Annotated in this window: 22 protein-coding genes; 8 read left to right on the top strand and 14 right to left on the bottom strand. The window is 57.3% G+C overall.

The window, feature by feature from the left end; translation table 11 throughout:
* Positions 1-121: 121 nt before the first annotated feature.
* Entirely contained in the window at positions 122-418 is a 297-nt protein-coding gene (locus RHM59_RS23925; RefSeq protein WP_322165598.1) for a BolA family protein, read from the bottom strand.
* Positions 419-433: 15 nt separating this feature from the next.
* Positions 434-967: a DUF2059 domain-containing protein gene (locus RHM59_RS23920; protein WP_322165599.1), complete on the bottom strand. Its 534-nt coding sequence runs from the start codon at positions 965-967 to the stop codon at positions 434-436.
* 185 nt (positions 968-1152) lie between these two features.
* On the opposite strand from RHM59_RS23920, the gene RHM59_RS23915 reads away from it, so the two are divergent.
* Positions 1153-2544: a class II fumarate hydratase gene (locus RHM59_RS23915; RefSeq protein ID WP_322183460.1), complete on the top strand. Its 1392-nt coding sequence runs from the start codon at positions 1153-1155 to the stop codon at positions 2542-2544.
* A gap of 167 nt (positions 2545-2711) precedes the next feature.
* Here the strand turns inward: RHM59_RS23915 and RHM59_RS23910 are convergent, their stop codons facing one another.
* Entirely contained in the window at positions 2712-3671 is a 960-nt protein-coding gene (locus RHM59_RS23910) for a DMT family transporter (RefSeq protein ID WP_322165601.1), read from the bottom strand.
* Between the two features lie 233 nt (positions 3672-3904).
* On the opposite strand from RHM59_RS23910, the gene RHM59_RS23905 reads away from it, so the two are divergent.
* A complete protein-coding gene (locus RHM59_RS23905) occupies positions 3905-4117 on the top strand; it encodes a DUF6316 family protein (protein WP_322165602.1) in 213 nt (70 codons plus the stop codon).
* Between the two features lie 2 nt (positions 4118-4119).
* Here RHM59_RS23905 and RHM59_RS23900 read toward each other — a convergent pair whose 3' ends face one another.
* Together RHM59_RS23900 and RHM59_RS23895 are read right to left on the bottom strand one after the other, a co-directional pair.
* A complete protein-coding gene (locus tag RHM59_RS23900) occupies positions 4120-4725 on the bottom strand; it encodes a tRNA-uridine aminocarboxypropyltransferase (protein ID WP_322285564.1) in 606 nt (201 codons plus the stop codon).
* Positions 4726-4734: 9 nt separating this feature from the next.
* Positions 4735-5634, bottom strand: a complete 900-nt coding sequence (locus tag RHM59_RS23895) for a LysR family transcriptional regulator (protein WP_322165604.1) — start codon at positions 5632-5634, stop codon at positions 4735-4737.
* A 168-nt stretch (positions 5635-5802) separates the two neighbouring features.
* On the opposite strand from RHM59_RS23895, the gene speB reads away from it, so the two are divergent.
* The 3 genes from speB to RHM59_RS23880 all read left to right on the top strand — a co-directional run bounded on the left by speB (position 5803) and on the right by RHM59_RS23880 (position 8642).
* The gene (speB, locus tag RHM59_RS23890; protein ID WP_322285563.1) at positions 5803-6753 is read left to right on the top strand and encodes an agmatinase; all 951 of its coding nucleotides are present in this window, start codon (positions 5803-5805) and stop codon (positions 6751-6753) included.
* A 143-nt stretch (positions 6754-6896) separates the two neighbouring features.
* Entirely contained in the window at positions 6897-8276 is a 1380-nt protein-coding gene (locus RHM59_RS23885; RefSeq protein WP_322165606.1) for a sodium:solute symporter, read from the top strand.
* Between the two features lie 105 nt (positions 8277-8381).
* Complete coding sequence (locus RHM59_RS23880; RefSeq protein ID WP_322165607.1) at positions 8382-8642, top strand: hypothetical protein; 261 nt, start codon at positions 8382-8384, stop codon at positions 8640-8642.
* A gap of 11 nt (positions 8643-8653) precedes the next feature.
* Here the strand turns inward: RHM59_RS23880 and RHM59_RS23875 are convergent, their stop codons facing one another.
* Complete coding sequence (locus RHM59_RS23875; protein WP_322165608.1) at positions 8654-8776, bottom strand: PA1414 family protein; 123 nt, start codon at positions 8774-8776, stop codon at positions 8654-8656.
* Positions 8777-8957: 181 nt separating this feature from the next.
* On the bottom strand, positions 8958-10322 hold the full coding sequence (gene rmuC, locus RHM59_RS23870) for a DNA recombination protein RmuC (protein ID WP_322171065.1): 1365 nt from the start codon (positions 10320-10322) through the stop codon (positions 8958-8960).
* Positions 10323-11544: 1222 nt separating this feature from the next.
* Between rmuC and RHM59_RS23865 the strand changes: the two genes are divergently transcribed.
* The 3 genes from RHM59_RS23865 to RHM59_RS23855 all read left to right on the top strand — a co-directional run bounded on the left by RHM59_RS23865 (position 11545) and on the right by RHM59_RS23855 (position 13996).
* Positions 11545-11769 (top strand): hypothetical protein, encoded by a 225-nt coding sequence (locus tag RHM59_RS23865; protein ID WP_322165609.1) that lies wholly within the window; start codon positions 11545-11547, stop codon positions 11767-11769.
* 331 nt (positions 11770-12100) lie between these two features.
* Positions 12101-12580, top strand: coding sequence for a hypothetical protein (locus tag RHM59_RS23860; protein WP_322165610.1), 480 nt, complete (start codon positions 12101-12103; stop codon positions 12578-12580).
* Positions 12581-12730: 150 nt separating this feature from the next.
* Positions 12731-13996, top strand: coding sequence for an OmpP1/FadL family transporter (locus RHM59_RS23855; protein WP_322165611.1), 1266 nt, complete (start codon positions 12731-12733; stop codon positions 13994-13996).
* Between the two features lie 104 nt (positions 13997-14100).
* On the opposite strand, the gene RHM59_RS23850 is transcribed toward RHM59_RS23855, so the two are convergent.
* The 7 genes from RHM59_RS23850 to cobU form a co-directional block, all read right to left on the bottom strand.
* Positions 14101-14652 (bottom strand): glutathione peroxidase, encoded by a 552-nt coding sequence (locus tag RHM59_RS23850; protein ID WP_322183454.1) that lies wholly within the window; start codon positions 14650-14652, stop codon positions 14101-14103.
* Positions 14653-14720: 68 nt separating this feature from the next.
* Entirely contained in the window at positions 14721-14843 is a 123-nt protein-coding gene (locus RHM59_RS23845; RefSeq protein WP_322286758.1) for a hypothetical protein, read from the bottom strand.
* A complete protein-coding gene (locus RHM59_RS23840; RefSeq protein ID WP_322285562.1) occupies positions 14840-16048 on the bottom strand; it encodes an MFS transporter in 1209 nt (402 codons plus the stop codon). Before RHM59_RS23840 ends, RHM59_RS23845 begins: the two co-directional genes overlap by 4 nt.
* Before the next feature lie 358 nt (positions 16049-16406).
* Entirely contained in the window at positions 16407-17138 is a 732-nt protein-coding gene (locus RHM59_RS23835; protein WP_322286751.1) for an adenosylcobinamide-GDP ribazoletransferase, read from the bottom strand.
* A gap of 2 nt (positions 17139-17140) precedes the next feature.
* Positions 17141-17710, bottom strand: a complete 570-nt coding sequence (gene cobC / locus RHM59_RS23830; protein ID WP_322285561.1) for an alpha-ribazole phosphatase family protein — start codon at positions 17708-17710, stop codon at positions 17141-17143.
* A complete protein-coding gene (cobT, locus tag RHM59_RS23825) occupies positions 17707-18759 on the bottom strand; it encodes a nicotinate-nucleotide--dimethylbenzimidazole phosphoribosyltransferase (protein ID WP_322285560.1) in 1053 nt (350 codons plus the stop codon). Before cobT ends, cobC begins: the two co-directional genes overlap by 4 nt.
* Positions 18756-19277: a bifunctional adenosylcobinamide kinase/adenosylcobinamide-phosphate guanylyltransferase gene (cobU, locus tag RHM59_RS23820; RefSeq protein ID WP_322285559.1), complete on the bottom strand. Its 522-nt coding sequence runs from the start codon at positions 19275-19277 to the stop codon at positions 18756-18758. The genes cobT and cobU overlap by 4 nt, the downstream gene beginning before the upstream one ends.

Below are 19277 nucleotides of genomic sequence, written 5' to 3'. Positions count from 1 at the left end.
AAATCTTCCGGGATCCCGGATTTTCTGTGGGACCGAATTCATTCGGGAAGCGCCGTGTCATACGCAGACGATGCCGGATGTTGGGCCCATTCCCGAGTAAATTCGGTCCCTCAGCGCTGGACTAGTGACCACCACCGGCACAGGTGGGTGAATCAGGCGCGGCACCGGTTTTCGCCCATTCTTCGGGCGTGTAGGTGTGCAGCGCCAACGCGTGGAACTCGCCCATCAAATCACCCAGCGTGGCGTAAACCTTCTGGTGACGTTTGACCGCACTCAAGCCGGCGAACTGGTCACTGACCAGCACCGCTTTGAAGTGAGTCTGCAAGCCACGGCTGTGCATGTGGCTTTCATCAAGCACGTGCAGGTGCTGCGGCTGTAAGGCGGCCAGCGTTGTTTCGATTCGCTGTTGCATGGTCATGTGGTCAGGCTTCGCTTAAGGCTTTTTGGTCGGAGCAGGAGGCGCAACAGCGTTCTTGCTCGGGTCCAGTTGATTGGTCATGTCGGCCAGCAGCTTATTGACGACAGGCACTGCAGCTTCCAGTTTGCCTTGGGTCAACTGAGCCGATTGCTGAGTCAGCTCAGGCATCTTGGCCAGCACTTTCTTGCCCAATGGGGACTGATAGAACGCGACCAGATCCTTCAACTCTTGCTCGGTAAAGTTGGCGGTGTAGAGCTTGACCATGTCTGGCTTGAGCTTGTCCCAGCCGATGGATTGATCCAGGGCTGCGTTGGCTTTGGCCTGGTAGGTTTCAAGCAGGGCTTTTTTCGACTCTGGAGCTTTGGACTCGTCGAAGCGCTGTTGGAACATCTGCTGAACTTGCATGTACACCGGGGTGCCCAGCTTGTCGGCATGAGCCAGCTTGAGGAAAGTTTCGGCACTGGCGTTGTGGCTAGCGGTATCGGCAAAAACCTGGCCGCTGGCGCATACCAGAGCAACCGCAGTACAGATGGCACGAAGACGGGTCATCGAGTTTCCTTATCATCTAGCAGGCGAGGCATAACCCCATGGCCGGACATTCTGCGCCCATGTCCGCTTACGGCTCAACCCCTGACTGCCCGAGCGGTTGGTTCAAGGGTTAAAAAGGCCAGCCAGGGAACCCATCGCGATTAACTAAGCCTAAACTGCGCATTCAGCCTAGAGGAGCAAACCCGATGAGCCGTATCGAAACCGACAGCATTGGTCAGATCGACGTCCCCGACGATGCTTACTGGGGCGCTCAGACTCAACGTTCGTTGATCAACTTTGCCATTGGCGACCAGCGCATGCCGCTGGCGGTGTTGCACGCATTGGCCCTGATCAAGAAAGCGGCCGCGCGGGTCAATGACCGTAACGGCGACTTGCCCGCCGACATCGCTCGCCTGATCGAGCAATCGGCCGACGAAGTGCTTGATGGCCAACTGGATGAGCAGTTTCCATTGGTGGTCTGGCAGACCGGCAGCGGCACTCAAAGCAATATGAACGTCAACGAAGTGATCGCCGGACGCGCCAACGAGCTGGCCGGCAAGGGCCGCGGCGGCAAATCGCCCGTCCACCCGAACGATCACGTTAACCGCTCGCAAAGCTCCAACGATTGCTTCCCGACGGCGATGCACATTGCCGCCGCCCAAGCGGTCAATCAGCATCTGCTGCCAGCAATTGCCCAATTGTCCGACGGCTTGGCCGAGCAGTCAGCGCGGCACATGAAGCTGGTAAAGACCGGCCGCACGCACATGATGGACGCAACGCCGATCACCTTTGGCCAAGAGCTTTCGGCGTATGTCGCCCAGCTCGATTATTCGGCGAAAGCCATTCGTCATACGCTGCCCGCCGTCTATGAGCTGGCGCAAGGCGGCACCGCCGTTGGCACTGGCCTGAACGCACCGCACGGTTTCGCCGAGGCGGTTGCCGCTGAACTGGCAGCCCTCTCGGGCTTACCGTTCGTCACTGCACCGAACAAGTTCGCCGCACTGGCAGGCCATGAGCCCCTGACCGCATTGTCTGGCGCGCTGAAAACCCTGGCCGTGACCCTGATGAAAATCGCCAACGACCTGCGCCTGCTGGGTTCTGGTCCACGTGCGGGTCTGGCTGAAGTTAAATTGCCGGCCAACGAACCGGGCAGTTCGATCATGCCGGGCAAGGTTAACCCGACCCAATGTGAAGCCCTGTCGATGCTGGCCTGCCAAGTGCTGGGCAATGACGTCACGATTGGTTTCGCTGCCAGTCAGGGCCATTTGCAGCTGAACGTGTTCAAGCCGGTGATTATCCACAACCTGCTGCAATCCATTCGTTTATTGGCCGATGGTTGCAGCAACTTCCAGGAACACTGCGTCGCGGGCATGGAGCCTGATGCAGCGAAGATGGCCGAACACCTGGAGCGAGGTTTGATGCTGGTGACAGCGCTTAACCCGCACATCGGTTACGACAAGTCAGCGCAAATCGCCAAAAAAGCCTACAGCGAAGGTTTGACCTTGCGCGAAGCCTCATTGGCGTTGGGTTATCTGACGGAGGAAGAGTTCGACGCCTGGGTCCGCCCCGAGAAGATGCTAGAAGCGGGTAACGGCTAACGCTCTGTGGGATTTTCTCTGTAGGAGGGTGTCAGGACGCAAGCCTTCCCGAATAAATTCGGTCCCACCGTTTTACGGGCAATGCACACATTTTGTAGGAGCTGCCGAAGCCTGCGATAAGGGCCGAAGGACCTTCGCCAACACGTTGGCTCCTACAGATAGTTGAATCAGACTGCAGCCAACCTCGCCCGCCGTGCGCGTAAACCCGCGATCAACGACGGGCCGAGGGCGGTGAGGGCCGATCCAAGCACCACCAATACGGCGCCGCTGTAGCCCAAACCGTTGAGGTCTTCGGCCTGCACATAATCGGGCCATAACCACGCCGCAATCGCCACTGTCGCCAGGGTTACCAACGGCGTGAGTGCCAGGGTCGCGCTGACTCGCGAAGCCTCCCAATGCGCCAGCGCTTCAGCAAATGCCCCATACGCCACCAGCGTATTCAAGCAACACGCCAACAATAACCAACCTTGTAACGGACTGAGGTGCAAAGCTTCGGACGGGTGTGCCCATGGCGTGACCAACAGCGCACAAAACAGGTAAATCACCATCATCACCTGCAGTGAGTTCCAGACGGTAAGCAACTGCTTCTGGCTCAGGCCATAAAACGTCCAGACCGCAGACGCCAGCAATACCGTGAGAATTCCCGCCGTGTAATCACCCAGCGAGGTCAGCAGTTCCTCCAGGCGTTGGTTGAAGAACAGACCAAAGCCCATCAACAACACAAGCAGCCCCACCCCCTGGCCGATGCTGAACCGTTCCTTGAACAGGAAAATGCTGCTGATCAACAACAATATCGGCCCGACCTGGATAACCAACTGGGTCGTCCCGGGGCTGAGCATTCTTAGACCGATCAGGTACAGCACATAGTTGCCGACCAATCCAAATACCGACAATGCCACTAAAATCTTGCCCTTGCGGCCCAAGACTTTAAAACTGGGCAAACGTCGCACCGACGCCAGCCAGATGAACAGCAACGACCCTGAGACCAATAGCCGGAACCACGTCACCGTGACAGGGTCCATCACTTGAAGCACTTGTTTGAGCTTGACCGGCAAGATGCCCCACAGCACCGCCGTTACCAGCGCCAGGGACAAGCCATATAACCAGCGGCCAGATGAAACATGCATGAACGGGCTCTCTGTAAAGGCAGAAACAAAAAAGGTGCAGCGAGGGTCGCTATTCTAGGCGCGGATGAATGCGCGACACAGTGACAGTTGAGGGGGCAGATTCCCGGAAACTGTGTGCGCGCCCCCAACAGCCAGCAGTGTTTTGATGTTTTGCGCCACCGCTGAGGAGTTTCGCGCTACAGTTTTACCCACTCACCGTATTTCTCGTCAGGTCCAGACTCAGGAAAACGACCATGTTCGGAAAGCGCTCGCAAGATCCAGCCCCGACCGTTCACTACCGCAGTGATCGCGTTTCGTTGGTTAATGGGCAGTACTTTTTCAGCACCCGGGAAAACACCTTGGAAGGGCCTTATTTCACGCGCACCGACGCGGTACGCGAGACTGAGGCGTATATCAACCGGATGATCCAGGCCAAGGCCAGACAGCAATCATCGCTGAACGGCTGAGGCTATTGGTGGTTGCGCTGATACGTGTCTTCGCCCATCGCTGCGATTTGCCCTTCGATCAACGCATCGAACGGCCGTAATAGCGACTCGAAGGTCATCGGCGCCTCCAGTATTTCAAGGGCTTGCGCGATGGCTTCTATGGTCGATAACGCGTCCGGACCCGGCGCTTTGCGCAGCCGATAGCGCGAGGTAGTGGTCTGTCCGAGTGTGACCCTCGGCAATGCGGCCAACGCCGGGTTCAGGTGCAGTAACTTACGCGCCTTACGCCAGGTACCATCCGGCACGACCAGCAATAGCGGCTGATCGGCTTCCCCTGTAACGACGTTCTGATAGCCGACCACTGCCTGTGCATCTTCCCCTGGGAACAACAGCCGGGCGCGGTAACCGGGGCGATTCAACAACCTTGGTAACTCGTCGAATACCTCGCCCACCACCAGTTCGGCATTGGTTAGCCCCAACACCGCCAAGCGGGCGGTATTGAGGGCATGACCGACTTCGCTTGGATGCTGAATAACCAATACCCGAGTGCGGCTATCGAGCTGCGGGATCAAGGCACACAGGCAATGAGTCTCGGGACGCAGGCAACGGGCGCATTGGGCGCGGGACATGGGCGGCTCTCAGCTCTGGTGTTGGTTGAGCTGCGTTTTCAGCAGGTCACGGAAGGTCTGAATCAACGGTTCTCGGCTGCGACCACGGCGCACGATCATCGAAAACGGTGCCTGATAGCCAAAGGTCGCGGGCAGCAACACGCGCAGATGACCGGAGTCGGCCCACGCCTGAGCGTAGTGCTCTGGCAAATAACCGATGTACGCCCCTGACAGCACCAAGATCAGCTGCGCCTCCATGCTTTCCACGGTGGCCGCGCTGTGTTTGAAACCATGGCGCGCCAATTCCGCCTGGCTCCAGTAACCCCGACCGACCATGCGCTGCTGCGCGATAACCGGCTCGGGAATACGGCGCTCGTCAAACAGGGGATGGCGGTTGCTGCAATACAGCCAATGTTGCTCGCGATACAGCGGCTGATAGACCAAGCCGCTCATGCGCGTCGAGAACGCGCCAATCGCCAGATCGAGTCGGTTGTCCTGCACGCCGAGCTGCAGTTCATACGGACTCATGACCGACAGGTGCAGATGCACGGCGGGGTGTTCTTGGCTGTAGGCGCCAATGGCTTCGGCGAACGGCAGCGCCCGGTCACTCACCGTAGAATCGATCACACCGAGGTTAAGCGTTCCGCGCAGTTCGCCTTTAAGGGCCGCCGCGTACTGCTCGAAACCTTCCAGCTCACCCAGTAGGCGCAGGGTTTCCTGATGAAACAGCTCGCCCTTGCTGGTCAAACTGAATCCGCCGCGCCCACGATGGCAAAGCACCAAACCCAAGGCCGCTTCGAGCTGGCTCATGTAGGTACTGATGGCCGAGGTCGAGAGATTGAGTTCTTGCTGAGCACTGGCAAAACCCTGATGGCGCACCACGCTGGCGAAGATTCGCAGGAGTTTCAGGTCGGGTAAGGTGCTGGCCATTAAGGGTTCCGAAGAGATAACAAATAAACAACCCTACAGGTGGTCAAAAGACGCTCAGTCTAGCGTTAGTTCAGATTTCTCTGAACTAAGTATTTTGCCCCAGCGATTCTTTCCACTGGCCGCGCTTTGCAGAATCCACTCACACCACAACGACGATGAGGCAATCCCGTGGAAAAAATTTTTCACCAACCACTGGGCGGCAATGAAATGCCGCGTTTCGCCGGCATCGCTACCATGATGCGTTTGCCCCACTTGCAATCAGCGGCTGGCCTAGATGCCGCCTTTGTAGGCGTCCCGCTGGACATCGGCACATCGCTGCGCCCTGGCACCCGCTTCGGGCCACGTGAAATTCGTGCGGAGTCGGTGATGATTCGCCCGTACAACATGGCTACCGGCGCTGCTCCTTTTGATTCGCTGTCAGTAGCCGATATTGGCGACGTAGCAATCAACACCTTCAATCTGTTGGACGCTGTGCGCATTATTGAGGAGTCCTATGACCAGATCCTCGAACACGACGTCATTCCGCTGACCCTGGGCGGCGATCACACCATTACCCTGCCGATCCTGCGGGCGATTCATAAAAAACATGGCAAAGTCGGGCTGGTGCATATCGATGCTCACGCTGACGTCAACGACCACATGTTCGGCGAGAAGATCGCCCACGGCACCACCTTTCGCCGCGCTGTAGAAGAAGGCCTGCTCGACTGCCAGCGCGTGGTTCAGATTGGCCTGCGCGCTCAGGGGTATACCGCCGAAGACTTCAACTGGAGCCGTAAACAAGGTTTCCGTGTGGTCCAGGCCGAAGAGTGCTGGCACAAATCCCTTTCCCAACTGATGGAAGAAGTCCGCGAAAAAGTCGGCGGCGGCCCGGTGTACCTTAGCTTTGATATCGACGGAATCGATCCGGCGTGGGCTCCGGGTACTGGCACGCCTGAAATCGGCGGTTTGACCACGATTCAGGCCATTGAAATCATCCGGGGCTGCCAAGGCCTTGAACTGGTCGGCTGCGACCTGGTAGAAGTCTCGCCGCCGTACGACACCACCGGCAATACCTCATTACTGGGCGCTAACTTGTTGTATGAAATGCTTTGCGTCTTGCCTGGCGTAGCGCACCGCTGAACATTGCTGCCTACCCCAAACCCGCTACGCGATCGATTTGGCTCACCCGGACGCACGCAATGGCCGATGGGTGTGCCTGAATAAACGACTGCGCTCGACAGTCGACGAACCACTATAAAAATAATGATTGGAGACACCCTGCCATGGCTTTAGATATTTTCGTTGTCCTCATTTATGCCGCCGGCATGCTAGTGCTTGGCTGGTACGGTATGCGCAAGGCAAAAACCCACGAAGACTACCTGGTTGCCGGACGTAACCTGGGCCCAACTTTATACATGGGCACGATGGCCGCCACGGTACTGGGTGGCGCCTCCACAGTCGGCACTGTTCGGTTGGGCTATGTCCACGGGATTTCCGGCTTTTGGCTGTGCGCCGCCTTGGGCTTGGGCATTATCGCGTTGAACCTGTTTCTGGCTAAACCACTGCTCAAGTTGCGGATTTTTACCGTCACCCAAGTGCTGGAAAAGCGCTACAACCCGATGGCCCGTCAAGCCAGTGCGGTGATTATGCTGGCCTACGCACTGATGATCGGCGTGACCTCGATTCTGGCCATCGGCACCGTGATGCAAGTGCTATTCGGGTTGCCATTCTGGGTGTCGGTATTGCTCGGCGGTGGCGTGGTGGTGGTGTACTCGGCGATTGGCGGGATGTGGTCATTGACCCTGACCGATATCGTCCAGTTCGTGATCAAAACCGTGGGCCTGATGTTTATCCTGCTGCCGATCTGCCTGTACCGCGTCGGCGGCTGGGACCAGTTGGTGGCCAAGCTTCCGGCGTCGAGCTTCAGTTGGACGACCATCGGCTGGGACACGATCATCACCTACTTCCTGATCTACTTTTTCGGCATCTTGATTGGCCAAGACATCTGGCAGCGCGTATTCACCGCTCGCACGGACAAAATTGCCAAGTACGCAGGAACTGTCGCCGGGGTGTATTGCATTTTCTACGGTTTGGCCTGCGCACTCATCGGCATGACCGCCCATGTGCTGCTGCCGAATCTGGACAACGTTAACAACGCCTTCGCGGCCATCGTCAAAGTCTCACTGCCCGATGGATTGCGTGGGCTGGTGATCGCTGCTGCCTTGGCGGCCATGATGTCCACCGCCAGCGCCGGCCTGCTGGCGGCCTCGACCACCTTGACCGAAGACCTGTTGCCACGCCTGCGCGGCGGCAAGCAATCAAGCTTGGGCATCAATCGTCTGTTTACCGCGTTGACCGGATTGGTAGTACTCGCCATCGCGCTGCTGGTACATGACGTGATCAGCGCATTAACCTTGGCTTACAACGTGTTGGTTGGCGGTATGTTGGTTCCACTGATCGGTGCGATCTACTGGAAACGCGCAACCACCGCAGGCGCGATCACCAGCATGGTGCTCGGATTCCTGACCGCGCTCACTTTTATGCTCAAGGACGGTTTCGATGCCAACACACCGATTTATTACAGCTTGTCGGTGGGTTTGATCAGCTTCGTGTTAGTCAGCCTGCTGTCGCCGCGCCCGGTAGTAATCGCACAGCCAGTTTAAGGAGGGCGACAGCGCGGAATACCGGAGTGAGCTAGCCTTATTGACTAGGGCCTTGGTTGCGAGAGTACAGGGCCCATTTCTGTTAGTGACGGATGCAGGTTTGTCATGGAGCGGCTAGATATTCAGCAACAGCTTCACAATACGCTTGGCGTGATGCTGATTGATAAAGCACAAATCCGCGAAGACGCAACGCTCAAGGACTTGGCGTTGGAGGCGCCAGAGATCGAGGGATTGCTCGATCAGCTGGAATTTGAATTTGGCATCGTCTTCCCCACCCGAATCAGAGACCGGATCCACAAAGCGCCCGAACATCTGACGCTGCAAATTCTAGTGGATGTGATTCTGGTACTGACTGAAAACGATTAAATACCGAGCACTTATCGACGAGGGCGACGACGCTCTTCATCCGTACGAACCGGAATAGGTTGCAGCTTTGGTCGTTCGATCAGGCCAAGGGCAACGCCGAAATCATGGAGCCATTCTTGCAATTTACTGTTCATAACGCCCCCCTTCAGGGAAATACTCCGCGACTGACATACGCCTTGCCGCGTCTTACTGATCATAGTGCGATGTCGTACTTTACGCCTGCTTCCGAATGTCGCGGGAAGAATTTGTGACATTAAGTCTCAAGACACAAACCACTCGTCGAGTAATACGGACCTAAGAGTAACGGTTTTCATTTCACTCTGGCAGTTGCAGCACACCGTCTTCATCGGTCATGGCCCGTTCGAGCAACTCGGCTGGCAGGTTTTTACTCGCTCTGGCGCCCAGCAACTTCAATTGCTCGCTGCGGCTGACCAGATTGCCACGGCCTTCAGTCAGCTTGTTGCGGGCTGCACCGTAGGCTTTATCAAGTTGCTGCAAGCGATTGCCCACCTCGTCGAGGTCCTGAATAAACAGTACAAACTTGTCGTACAGCCAGCCCGCACGTTCGGCGATTTCCCTGGCGTTCTGGCTTTGCCGCTCTTGCTTCCACAGGCTGTCGATCACCCGCAATGTCGCGAGCAACGTGGTGGGGCTGACGATAACAATGTTGCGGTCGAATGCTTCTTGAAACAGGTTCGGTTCCGCTTGCAGCGCGGCGGAAAAGGCCGCCTCGATGGGCACAAACAACAGGACAAAATCAAGGCTATGCAACCCTTCAAGACGCTTGTAATCCTTGCCTGACAAGCCTTTGACGTGATTGCGCAACGACAGCACATGTTGTTTCAGCGCGACTTGGCCAATTAGCTCATCGTCGGCAGACACGTACTGCTGGTAAGCAGTCAGGCTGACTTTGGCGTCGACCACTACTTGCTTATCGCCGGGCAACATAATCAACACGTCCGGCTGGAAGCGCTCACCGTCCGGCCCTTTCAAGCTGACCTGAGTCTGGTATTCGCGGCCTTTTTCCAGGCCCGCGTGCTCCAGCACTCGCTCAAGGATCAGCTCACCCCAGTTACCTTGGGTCTTTTGCCCCTTGAGCGCACGGGTCAAATTAGTGGCTTCGTCGCTTAGACGCTGGTTCAACTGTTGCAGACGCTCCAGCTCTTTACCCAGCGAGAACCGCTCCCGGGCTTCTTGTTGATAACTTTCCTCCACGCGCTTTTCAAACGATTGAATACGTTCTTTCAACGGATTCAGGAGTTGTCCGAGCTGCTGCTGACTGGTTTCAGCGAACCGCTGCTCCCGTTCGTCGAATATTTTGCTGGCCAGTTCAGCAAATTGCGCACGCAATTCATCCCTGGACCCCTGAAGATCACTCAGGCGCTGTTGATGGCTTTCTTGCTGCTCTCGCAACTCAGCACCCAGCGATGCACACCGCGCATCGAGATGCCGCAGTTCAGACTCTTTACTCGCCCGCTCCAGATTCCAGAGCTGGGCAGCATCGTGGGCGGCGAGGCGCTCCTGTTGCAACAGCTCAACTTCGCGACGCGTGGCGGCGAGGTCCGCTTGCTTGGCGGCGTTGGCGTGGCTCAGATCGCTGATTTCGTCACGAGCAGCATCAAGCTGAGCATTGAGGCCATCCTGCGCCATTTGCGCAGTGCTCAAGCGCTCGTCGAGCAGGGCGGCCTGCGCACGCTGTTGCGCCAGCCGCCGTTGCAGTTGCCACACAAGTGCCAACAACGGCAACGCCGCCACACCCAGGCCAAGCAATACGCTGGTCAGGTCCAATGCCATAAGAACTCCCAAACACCATCATCGAACAAACCCGGTAATGATACCCGTCGGTCGCAGAAGTGGCAGGTCCATACCCGTAACGGGCGCTAATAAAGGCGCGCGACTCTACCCTATTTTTCAACGGAGTGAAGCGCGCATCCCGACCAGCCCGCACAGGGCGTGCGCACGTAAATATGCCAACAGATTAATAGCGGAAAGTTATAGCTATTTCTTGAGTAAGAAAGAATTTCCCAATTCGAATAATGCCATTTTGCCAAAAATAATCGCCGCACCCCCGAGCTAGAGCAAGCGCTTGGGACAATCCACAGAAGCTGTGGATAACTCAGTGGACAACCCACCTTGAACTGTCGCAAACGCAAGTGGAATGGGGCCTGCGTTCAAACTGACGATTTTTTCACCAGTGAAAAAAAACGATATTTTTCATTGACTTAATTATTCACGCGAAAAAATCACACGTCGGCCCTTTCGCGTCATGAAGACCAGACCGAGGGAGGCGGCCATGTGTACAAGTCAATTACGGATAGTTATAAAGACGCAGTTTTATAGCCAGGAAGGTTCCTCTGCCTGCTTGGCGACGTCTCGGATTCTATTGAGCGCAGGAAGGCACGGAAAACCTCATTCGCATTATTTGTACGGTTGCCCTTCCCTTTAACGATTCAATCCGTTAGCATTGCCGCCGTTAGTACCAAGCTGAAAGTCAATTCTGGTCGAACAATTCCCCCGGCAAACGCGTTTAGAATGCGAAAAACATTGCCGAAAAAAAGGGATCGACCACCTCGATGGTTTCCAGGCATGAACTCGATACACTGCCTTCCTCAATAACGGGAAGGGTGTTAGCAGCTCTCATGCACTGATTGAACCAGCCTGCAAATTGATCAGGATCTCCACCTCTGGCGTCGAACCTTTGCCATTGTTGTGCCGCCTGCCCTCCTAAGTACCTACCGGTCAGCCCGAGCGCCATACGATTGAGCGCGCTCCAACTGTCTGCGTTGTTCCAGTCAGGTTACTCGCCCAGCCACGTTGCATTTGAAGCACGGGCCCGCGTTTACTGGAACGTTTTATTTTTACACGGCTTTATGCTGTGTCGCTTGTTAGGAAACACCCAACCATGACCACTCATACCCAGACCCAGGACGCCATCCGCACCCTGACTAACGCTTTTGCTCCGATGAATTGCCTAATCATGGCCGCTCGCAAAGGCTGCTTCAGCTTCACCATCGTCAACGAACACGGTATCGCTCGTCACAGCGAACGCCTGTACCCCGATCAGTATTCCAGCGCCGAACCGCTGCAAGCCGTGATCGACCGCACTCGTCAGGCACTGGTTGCCTGATGGAGTGATGCCCTTCGCTGTTTGAAGCGCTCATTTACAAAGCCTCGCCCTCAAAGCGGGGCTTTTTATTGGCCGCGATCTTCCAGGGCAATTCCAACTGCCGCCCTTGCGTTTCTATGCGCTCAACGGTGCTGGTTAAGTCCCAAGGGATATATCAAGGGATTTTGGTGGCAACAAATATTTTAAAAACAGTCCGTTACACGCGAAATATGACACTACACTTCAACTAAGCGGCCCCTAGCTGCTTCCGGCGGGCTCTATCCGATTCACCGCTGCCAAGCACCTGAGCCGCGCCGGTCATCACGTATTCCAGGGATGCCAAGAGGGCTTTATGGGAATCGCTGCCAGTGAGTTGAGCCGCCATGTTATCCGTCCGACGTTGATCTATCTCGGTTGCCATAGCCCCACTGCCGAATACTTGCTACTTGGAATCGCCGCCAGCCAATCCGCGCTGGGCGACGCGCTGGACAGCCGTCGAGGTCACGGGCTCTACCGCATCACCGAGTTACGCCATCAACAGCTTTGGGACAATTACTTGGCGCTAGACCCGGACCGCGCCAGCCTGGTTCGCGGCCTTGCCAGCCAACACGCGTTTCTCAAAGGTCCCCACCTCGAACTCACCGTCAATCTGCGTTATGCCACCGCCATCGCTTGGTTACTCATCGAGGCCCAAGGGTCGCCGCTGCCCGCCACCAGCGATGTATTGGGCATGGCCAGAATCTGGCGGCAAACCTTCCAACCCCAAGGTCGTTTGCGCGATTTTGCAGCGGCTTGGCAAAATTGTGTAACTAGACGTCAGCAACTTGCTTGAAATCTCAGTCGACTGCACGGATTCACTGCAGATCAATGCAGTTTGGGCAAATTGTCCTACAAAAAGGCTCTATCTCGGGCAATTCAGGCTATGGCGCTGCGGCGAAAATCTTGGTAATTTCCGCTCGGTGATCAACACGGAGTTCTAATAATGAAAAAAGTAATGCTCAAGACCACACTTAGCCTCGCTGTAGGCCTTATCTCCACCCAGCTCTTCGCAAGCGGCTTTGCACTCAACGAACAAAGCGTTAGCGGGATGGGAACCGGCTTCGCTGGACGCTCGTCCTCCGCCGAGGATGCGAGCACCGTTGTCGGTAACCCGGCCGGTATGTCGAAGATCAAGCGCGAACAAATCAGCGTGGGAGCGGCTGCTATCGATGCCAGCACCGACCTCAAACACACCAGCGGCCAACCTGGCAGCACGAACAATGGTGACATGGTTCCAGTCACCGTTGTGCCTTTTGGCTACTACGTCAAACCCATCGACGAGCACTGGGCCTTTGGTCTGGGTATCTATGCACCGTTCGGCCTAGTCACCGACTACGAAAAAAGCTTCCAGGGTCGCTACTACGGTGACAAGAGCAAGGTCTCGGTCATCACGGTTCAACCTACCGTCAGCTATGCATTCAACGACTACGTGTCGATCGGTATAGGTCCGACCTTCAACCACATCAAAGGTGAGTTGACCTCGGCCATACAACTGAATCCTGCCGGCACCAACGATGGCAAAGCGCGCATCAATGGTGACGACAACGCCTGGGGTTACAACGTCGGTATCCTCGTCACGCCGACTGCGACCACGAACCTGGGCTTGACCTACCACTCCAAGGTTAGCTACGGCCTGGAAGGTAACACCAAGTACTCTGGCGCGAATTTCGGCCCTAACGGCCTAAAGTTCGACGGCGGCCTGGATCTGACCACGCCAGAATCGGTTGACTTCTCGATCACCCAGAAGCTTAACCAAGACTGGACTGTGTACGCGGGCAGCACCTGGACACGTTGGAGCCGCCTCAAAGACATCACCGTCAATAACGAAGGTGTTCCAGCACAGCTGGGCGGTAACGGCGGTCCTCTTGGAACGATTAGCGAGCCAGAAAACTGGCATAACACCTGGGCTCACGCCATCGGTGCTTCGTACCAGTTGAACAAAGAGATCGTGCTGCGTGCCGGTTTCTCGGTTGACCAATCGCCTACCAACAACCTTAATCGTTCGGTGCGGATTCCAACGGGTGACCGCCGCATATTCAGCTTGGGCGCTGGCTGGAGCCCAACCGATCACATCACTATCGACGTCGCTTATTCTTACTTGAAAGAAGAAAGCGTGTCGGTCAACGACACCGGTAAGGGCGCGCCCTACAACGCCACGTACCACAACAGCGCCAACGGCTTCGGTTCGTCTGTAACCTACCGCTTCTGATGCGCCCGTTCGCGGCAGGCTGAAAAGCCTGCCAGACGAATACGAAAAAGCCCTACCGCCAGCGATGGCAGTGGGGCTTTTTTATCGCTTCGATTTGGCTTGGCTCACGGCTTGGAAGCGATGGCCTGCTCGACGGCGGTAATCATCGCGGGGTCATCCGGCTTGGTCAGGCTGGAAAAATTCGCGATCACCCGGCCCTGACGGTCGATGACGTATTTATAAAAATTCCAACGCGGCGCGCTGCTTTGTTCAGCCAGCACTTTGAAGAGGTGCGTTGCGTCAGGCCCTTTGACCGTTTGCGGATCGGTCATGGTGAAGGTCACGCCGTAATTCACGTAGCAAACCTTGGCGGTCTCGGCGCCGTCCTTAGACTCCTGCTTGAAGTCGTTTGATGGCACGCCAATCACTTCGAGACCCTGGGATTTGTAGCGCTGATTCAACGCCTCAAGGCTTTTAAACTGAGGCGCAAAACCACAAAAACTTGCAGTGTTCACCACCACCAGCGGCTTGCCCTCAAAACGCTTGCACAGGTCGATATTTTCTTTAGCGCGCAGCTTCGGTAACTCACCCTGCAACAGCGGCGGGCATTCGGCAGCCAGTGCTGTTCCAGCAATGGCCAACAGCAATACAGGAACTGAAAACCAACGAATTGTCATGACGGCATCCCGTGCATCGTAGGGTCAATGTGCTCGAAAAACAAAATACTCCTCGGCGCCCTACCTGCCTAGCACAGGCTCATCCCCAGTTGCAGCGCGCCCAAGCCTACACGCTGCCAACCCCACCACACTAACGCCAGCAGCAAAACCCCAAGGGTCATGCCACCGATCCACGGCCAGACGCTGTTCACGCCGCAGTGCCCATTGCTTGCAACCGCGCCACGGGGCGCTCGCGCACCGGCCAGTTCAAGGCAGCGGCCAACACACTAAGCAGAATCGAGACTTGCCAAATCAAATCGTAGCTCCCGGTGCGGTCATACACGACGCCACCCAACCAGCCGCCAAGGAAGGCACCCAGTTGGTGGAATAAGAAGACGATACCGCCGAGCATCGACAAATTACGCACGCCGAACAAGGTCGCAACGGTACCGTTCGTCAGCGGCACCGTGGACAACCAAAGAAGCCCCATGGCGACACCGAACAAGTACGCAGTGGTTTCGGTCACCGGCACCGACACAAACGCCGTGATCACCACGGCCCGGAGCAGGTAAAGAGCCGTCAGCAATCGCGGCTTGGATAGGCGGCCCCCGAGCCAACCGGCAAGGTAGGTGCCGAACACATTGAACAAGCCAATCAGCGCCAGCACCGTGGTGCCAACTTTGGCGGGCAAGTGTTGGTCAACCAGGTAAGACGGCAAATGCACGCCGATAAATACCACTTGGAAGCCGCAGACGAAAAATCCCAGGGCCAAGAGCCAAAAGCCTGAATGGGTGCAGGCTTCGTGCAACGCTTCGCGCAGGGTCTGCTCGCCACCGGTCTTGGGCAATGGGACATCCTTGAGCATGGTCACCAACGGCAGGATCAAGGCCACCAGCAGGCCCAGCGCCAACAGCGCCGTGGACCACCCGAGCCAACCAATCAGGCCAAGGGTTCCAGGGAGCATGGCGAATTGACCAAACGAACCTGCCGCGCTGGCGAGGCCCATGCCCATGCTGCGTTTTTCGGCGGGTAGCGCTCGACCAACCACCCCGAGGATCACCGAGAACGAGGTGCCGGACAAACCGATACCGATCAGTAAACCTGCGCTCAACGATAACGACAGTGGCGAATCGGCCATACCCATGCAAGCCAATCCCAACGCGTAGAGCACGCCCCCGATAAATACCACTTTCGACGCGCCAAAACGGTCGGCAAGCGCACCGGCAAAGGGCTGGGCCAAGCCCCATATCAAGTTTTGAAACGCGATGGCGAACGCAAAAACCTCGCGACCCCAGCCGAACTGCGCACTCATTGGTGCCAGAAACAAACCAAAACCGTGCCGCACGCCCAAGGACAACGCAAGAATCAGCGCGCTCCCGAGCAAAATCCACCCACTGTTACGCCAGACCGATGTCATTTTTATTCTCCGCAACTAACTAGGCTCATATGCCCGCAAGGCAAGCGCGAGAAATTACCGGTGGTTGTAGGGGGGTGTCAATAACTCCTGTAGGAGGCTCCGCCACGTCTTCGACGCCGCGCTGTCTCGCGCAGCAAACTGGGTGGCACTTTGTGTGGTTTGAGGTTGCAAGGTGTCAGGATTGAACCCTTCCCGAATAAATTCGGTCCCACGGTTTTGAACTGCCCCCAACAAGTTGGTTCAGATAGTCGTCCGCTTATAGACCGCCAGTGAATCGAATATCAAATTGCGCAAAGAGGCCCCGTGAAACCAGGCGGCCTAACGCAGGCGTTGCGCAGGGGGTAACGAGGCAAGGATGTCAAACCAACGCCAGCGCCACCAGAACCGCCATTTCCAGCAATTCCAACAGCGCGCCGGCGGTGTCGCCCGTGCTGCCACCGAGCCGACGCAGCATCAGGTGCCGCAGCCAGAAGAAGCAGACGCCCGCCGTCAGCAGTGCAATAGCGCCACTCATCCCCGCCACCAATACGCAGCCCACCGCCGTGATCAACAGCACCTGTCTGCCCAGCGTGCGGGGAAGGTGATCGGCCAATGCTTGCCCTAGCCCGCCCGCCCGCACATACGGCGTGCCGAGGAATAGACCGAGCATGGCGCTGCGGCCGATAACCGGAGCCAGCAACAGGCCCGCGCTGTGATGGTTTTCGATCAACGCCAACAGTGCGCAGAATTTCAGCAGCAGCACCAGCACCAGCGTAATCACGGCAATCGGTCCGCTGCGAGGGTCCTTCATGATGCTCAAGGTGCGTTCACGGTCACCGAAACCGCCTAGCCAGGCGTCCGCGCTGTCAGCTAGGCCGTCGAGGTGCAAGCCGCCGCTGAGCAGGACCCAAACGGTCAGTAGCAGTGCGGCGTGCAACATCAGCGGCGTACCGGCCAAGAGACTGTTTAGGGCCATCAGCAACAGACCGAACAGGACACCCACCAGCGGATAGAACAACAATGAACGGCCTAATTCCTCAGGTTTCGGCATGCCGGGCAAGCTAATTGGCAGGCTGCTAAGAAATTGTAGGGCGATCCACAGCGGCAACAAATTCATTCGCTCAGCACGCCTTGAGCATGTACTTGAATCGTCAGTAGCGCACCGTGACCGACCTCGACTTGCAGCAACTGCTCGCGCGGTAGCCCCCGCGCTTGGGCCAATAACAGGCGCATGACGCCGCCGTGACTGATCAGCAATACACGCTCGCCGGCGTAAGCTTGATGCAAACGGCTTACAGCCCCGAGCACCCGCGCAGAGAACGCCAGCAAAGGTTCACCGCTCGGCGGCGTGAAGGCGTAGGGATCGGCCCAAAACAATCCCAACCCTTCTGGGTCGGTTTCCATCAACTGCGCTGCGCTGCGCCCTTCCCACTCGCCAAAATGCAGCTCTTGCAGATCGGCTTCCAGTTGAAGTGGCACGCACAAGGTTTCAACCAGCTCTTCGGCAAAGCGTGCGCAGCGTTGCAAGGGCGAACTCACCACCCGATCCCAAGGCCCACCTGCGATTACCGCCGAGCGCATCTGCGCCCAACCAGTGTCGGTCAGGGCGTCATCCAGACTGCCGCGCAGGCCGCCGCCCAACTCGGTTTCACCATGTCGCAGCACATCCAGGCGCAGTGTCATGCCGGGCGGTCCGCCACTGCCGCTTCGGCGAAAGTCGCCATGCCGTTGTGCAGTGCACAGGCCAAACGCAGCAACGGCACCGCCACCGCTGCACCGCTGCCTTCGCCCAAGCGCAAGCCGAGGTCAAGCATCGGTTCGGCCTGTAACACTTCCAACACATGGCGGTGGCCGGGCTCGGCGCCGCGGTGAGCAAAAAACAACCAATCGCGGCACGACGGATTCAAACGCACGGCGACCAGCGCCGCGACGCTGCAAATAAAGCCGTCCACTAATACCGCAACACCCTCTTGGGCACTCGCCAGATACGCGCCGACCAACGCAGCAATTTCAAAACCGCCCACACAAAACAGACCGTACAGCGGGTCACTGGCGTGCTCGGCATGCAAGGCCAGCGCACGCTCAATCACCAATGATTTATGGGTGACGCCCGCCGCGTTTAAACCGGTACCGGGGCCGACCAACAGACTGGCCGGGCTTTCTAACAACAGGCACGCCAACGCACTGGCCGCCGTGGTGTTGCCGATGCCCATCTCGCCGCCAATAAACAGCTCAGCGCCGGACGCCACGGCTCGGCGCACGCTGTCGCGTCCGGCCTCCAATGCCAGCAGGCCTTGGGCCTCAGTCATGGCAGGACCTTCAACAAAGTTTGCGGTGCCCGCACCCAGGTTCAGGTGGCGAACACCGGGCAGGTTCATCGGAGCAACCGTACCCAAATCCACGACTTCCAGCTGCGCTGACAACTGTTTCGCCAGCACGCTGATTGCCGCGCCGCCGGTGACAAAGTTGTGCAGCATCTGCCCAGTGACTTCCTGGGGGAACGCAGACACGCCTTCAGCCACGACGCCATGATCGCCAGCAAAAATGGCGATCCACAGATTATCGACGGCAGGCTTGGCTCGCCCTTGCAGACCGGCCAGTTGCACCGCGACACGCTCCAGTTGACCGAGAGAACCGGCCGGCTTGGTCAGTTGCTGTTGACGTGCCAGGGCGTGTTCGCGCGCCTGAACATTGATTGCCTGTGCCGGCTTGAGCCACCAGGAGATAGTCATAATGCGGATCCTTTCAACGTCAGGGGCAAGCCAGCAACGGTCAACACCACGCGTTGACAACGCTGGGCCAAGGCTTGATGCAGCCAGCCGGCTTCGTCGACATAACGCCGGGTCAGTTCACCGAGGGGCACAACGCCGAGCCCGGTTTCGTTACTGACAAAAATGATGTCGCCTGGCAGTTCGGCGAGGCAGCTCAACAGCGCCTCACGCTCAACGGCCAGACGTTCGTAATCTTCGAGCATCAACAGGTTGGTCAACCACAGGGTCAGACAATCGACTAACAACACCCGGTCGGTACTGGCGTTATTTCGCAACACCCGAGCCAGCTCGACAGGCTCTTCTATCAACAGCCATTGTTCGGGGCGGCGCTGACGATGAAGGGCGATGCGCTGATTCATCTCGCCGTCCAGCGGTTGGCTGGTGGCGATGTACGTAACTTCCAGGCCGCTGTCAGCCGCTAACCCTTCCGCCAAACGACTTTTGCCGGAACGTGCGCCACCGAGTATCAATTGCAGCAT

This window comes from Pseudomonas sp. MH10 (assembly GCF_034353045.1).
In the GTDB taxonomy this organism is placed as follows: Bacteria; Pseudomonadota; Gammaproteobacteria; order Pseudomonadales; family Pseudomonadaceae; genus Aquipseudomonas.
This window is presented reverse-complemented; position numbering and strand designations above follow the sequence as displayed.

Coding starts and splice junctions, on each gene's coding strand:
- RHM59_RS23850 (WP_322183454.1), bottom strand. CDS start 14,652: ATGACAATTCGTTGGTTTTCAGTTCCTGTATTGCTGTTGGCCATTGCT.
- RHM59_RS23860 (WP_322165610.1), top strand. CDS start 12,101: ATGGGAATCGCTGCCAGTGAGTTGAGCCGCCATGTTATCCGTCCGACG.
- cobC (WP_322285561.1), bottom strand. CDS start 17,710: ATGACACTGCGCCTGGATGTGCTGCGACATGGTGAAACCGAGTTGGGC.
- RHM59_RS23895 (WP_322165604.1), bottom strand. CDS start 5,634: ATGGCCAGCACCTTACCCGACCTGAAACTCCTGCGAATCTTCGCCAGC.
- RHM59_RS23905 (WP_322165602.1), top strand. CDS start 3,905: ATGTTCGGAAAGCGCTCGCAAGATCCAGCCCCGACCGTTCACTACCGC.
- cobU (WP_322285559.1), bottom strand. CDS start 19,277: ATGCTGCAATTGATACTCGGTGGCGCACGTTCCGGCAAAAGTCGTTTG.
- RHM59_RS23915 (WP_322183460.1), top strand. CDS start 1,153: ATGAGCCGTATCGAAACCGACAGCATTGGTCAGATCGACGTCCCCGAC.
- RHM59_RS23925 (WP_322165598.1), bottom strand. CDS start 418: ATGACCATGCAACAGCGAATCGAAACAACGCTGGCCGCCTTACAGCCG.
- RHM59_RS23880 (WP_322165607.1), top strand. CDS start 8,382: ATGGAGCGGCTAGATATTCAGCAACAGCTTCACAATACGCTTGGCGTG.
- RHM59_RS23900 (WP_322285564.1), bottom strand. CDS start 4,725: ATGTCCCGCGCCCAATGCGCCCGTTGCCTGCGTCCCGAGACTCATTGC.
- RHM59_RS23910 (WP_322165601.1), bottom strand. CDS start 3,671: ATGCATGTTTCATCTGGCCGCTGGTTATATGGCTTGTCCCTGGCGCTG.
- RHM59_RS23885 (WP_322165606.1), top strand. CDS start 6,897: ATGGCTTTAGATATTTTCGTTGTCCTCATTTATGCCGCCGGCATGCTA.
- RHM59_RS23865 (WP_322165609.1), top strand. CDS start 11,545: ATGACCACTCATACCCAGACCCAGGACGCCATCCGCACCCTGACTAAC.
- RHM59_RS23920 (WP_322165599.1), bottom strand. CDS start 967: ATGACCCGTCTTCGTGCCATCTGTACTGCGGTTGCTCTGGTATGCGCC.
- RHM59_RS23840 (WP_322285562.1), bottom strand. CDS start 16,048: ATGACATCGGTCTGGCGTAACAGTGGGTGGATTTTGCTCGGGAGCGCG.
- cobT (WP_322285560.1), bottom strand. CDS start 18,759: ATGACTATCTCCTGGTGGCTCAAGCCGGCACAGGCAATCAATGTTCAG.
- RHM59_RS23875 (WP_322165608.1), bottom strand. CDS start 8,776: ATGAACAGTAAATTGCAAGAATGGCTCCATGATTTCGGCGTTGCCCTT.
- RHM59_RS23855 (WP_322165611.1), top strand. CDS start 12,731: ATGAAAAAAGTAATGCTCAAGACCACACTTAGCCTCGCTGTAGGCCTT.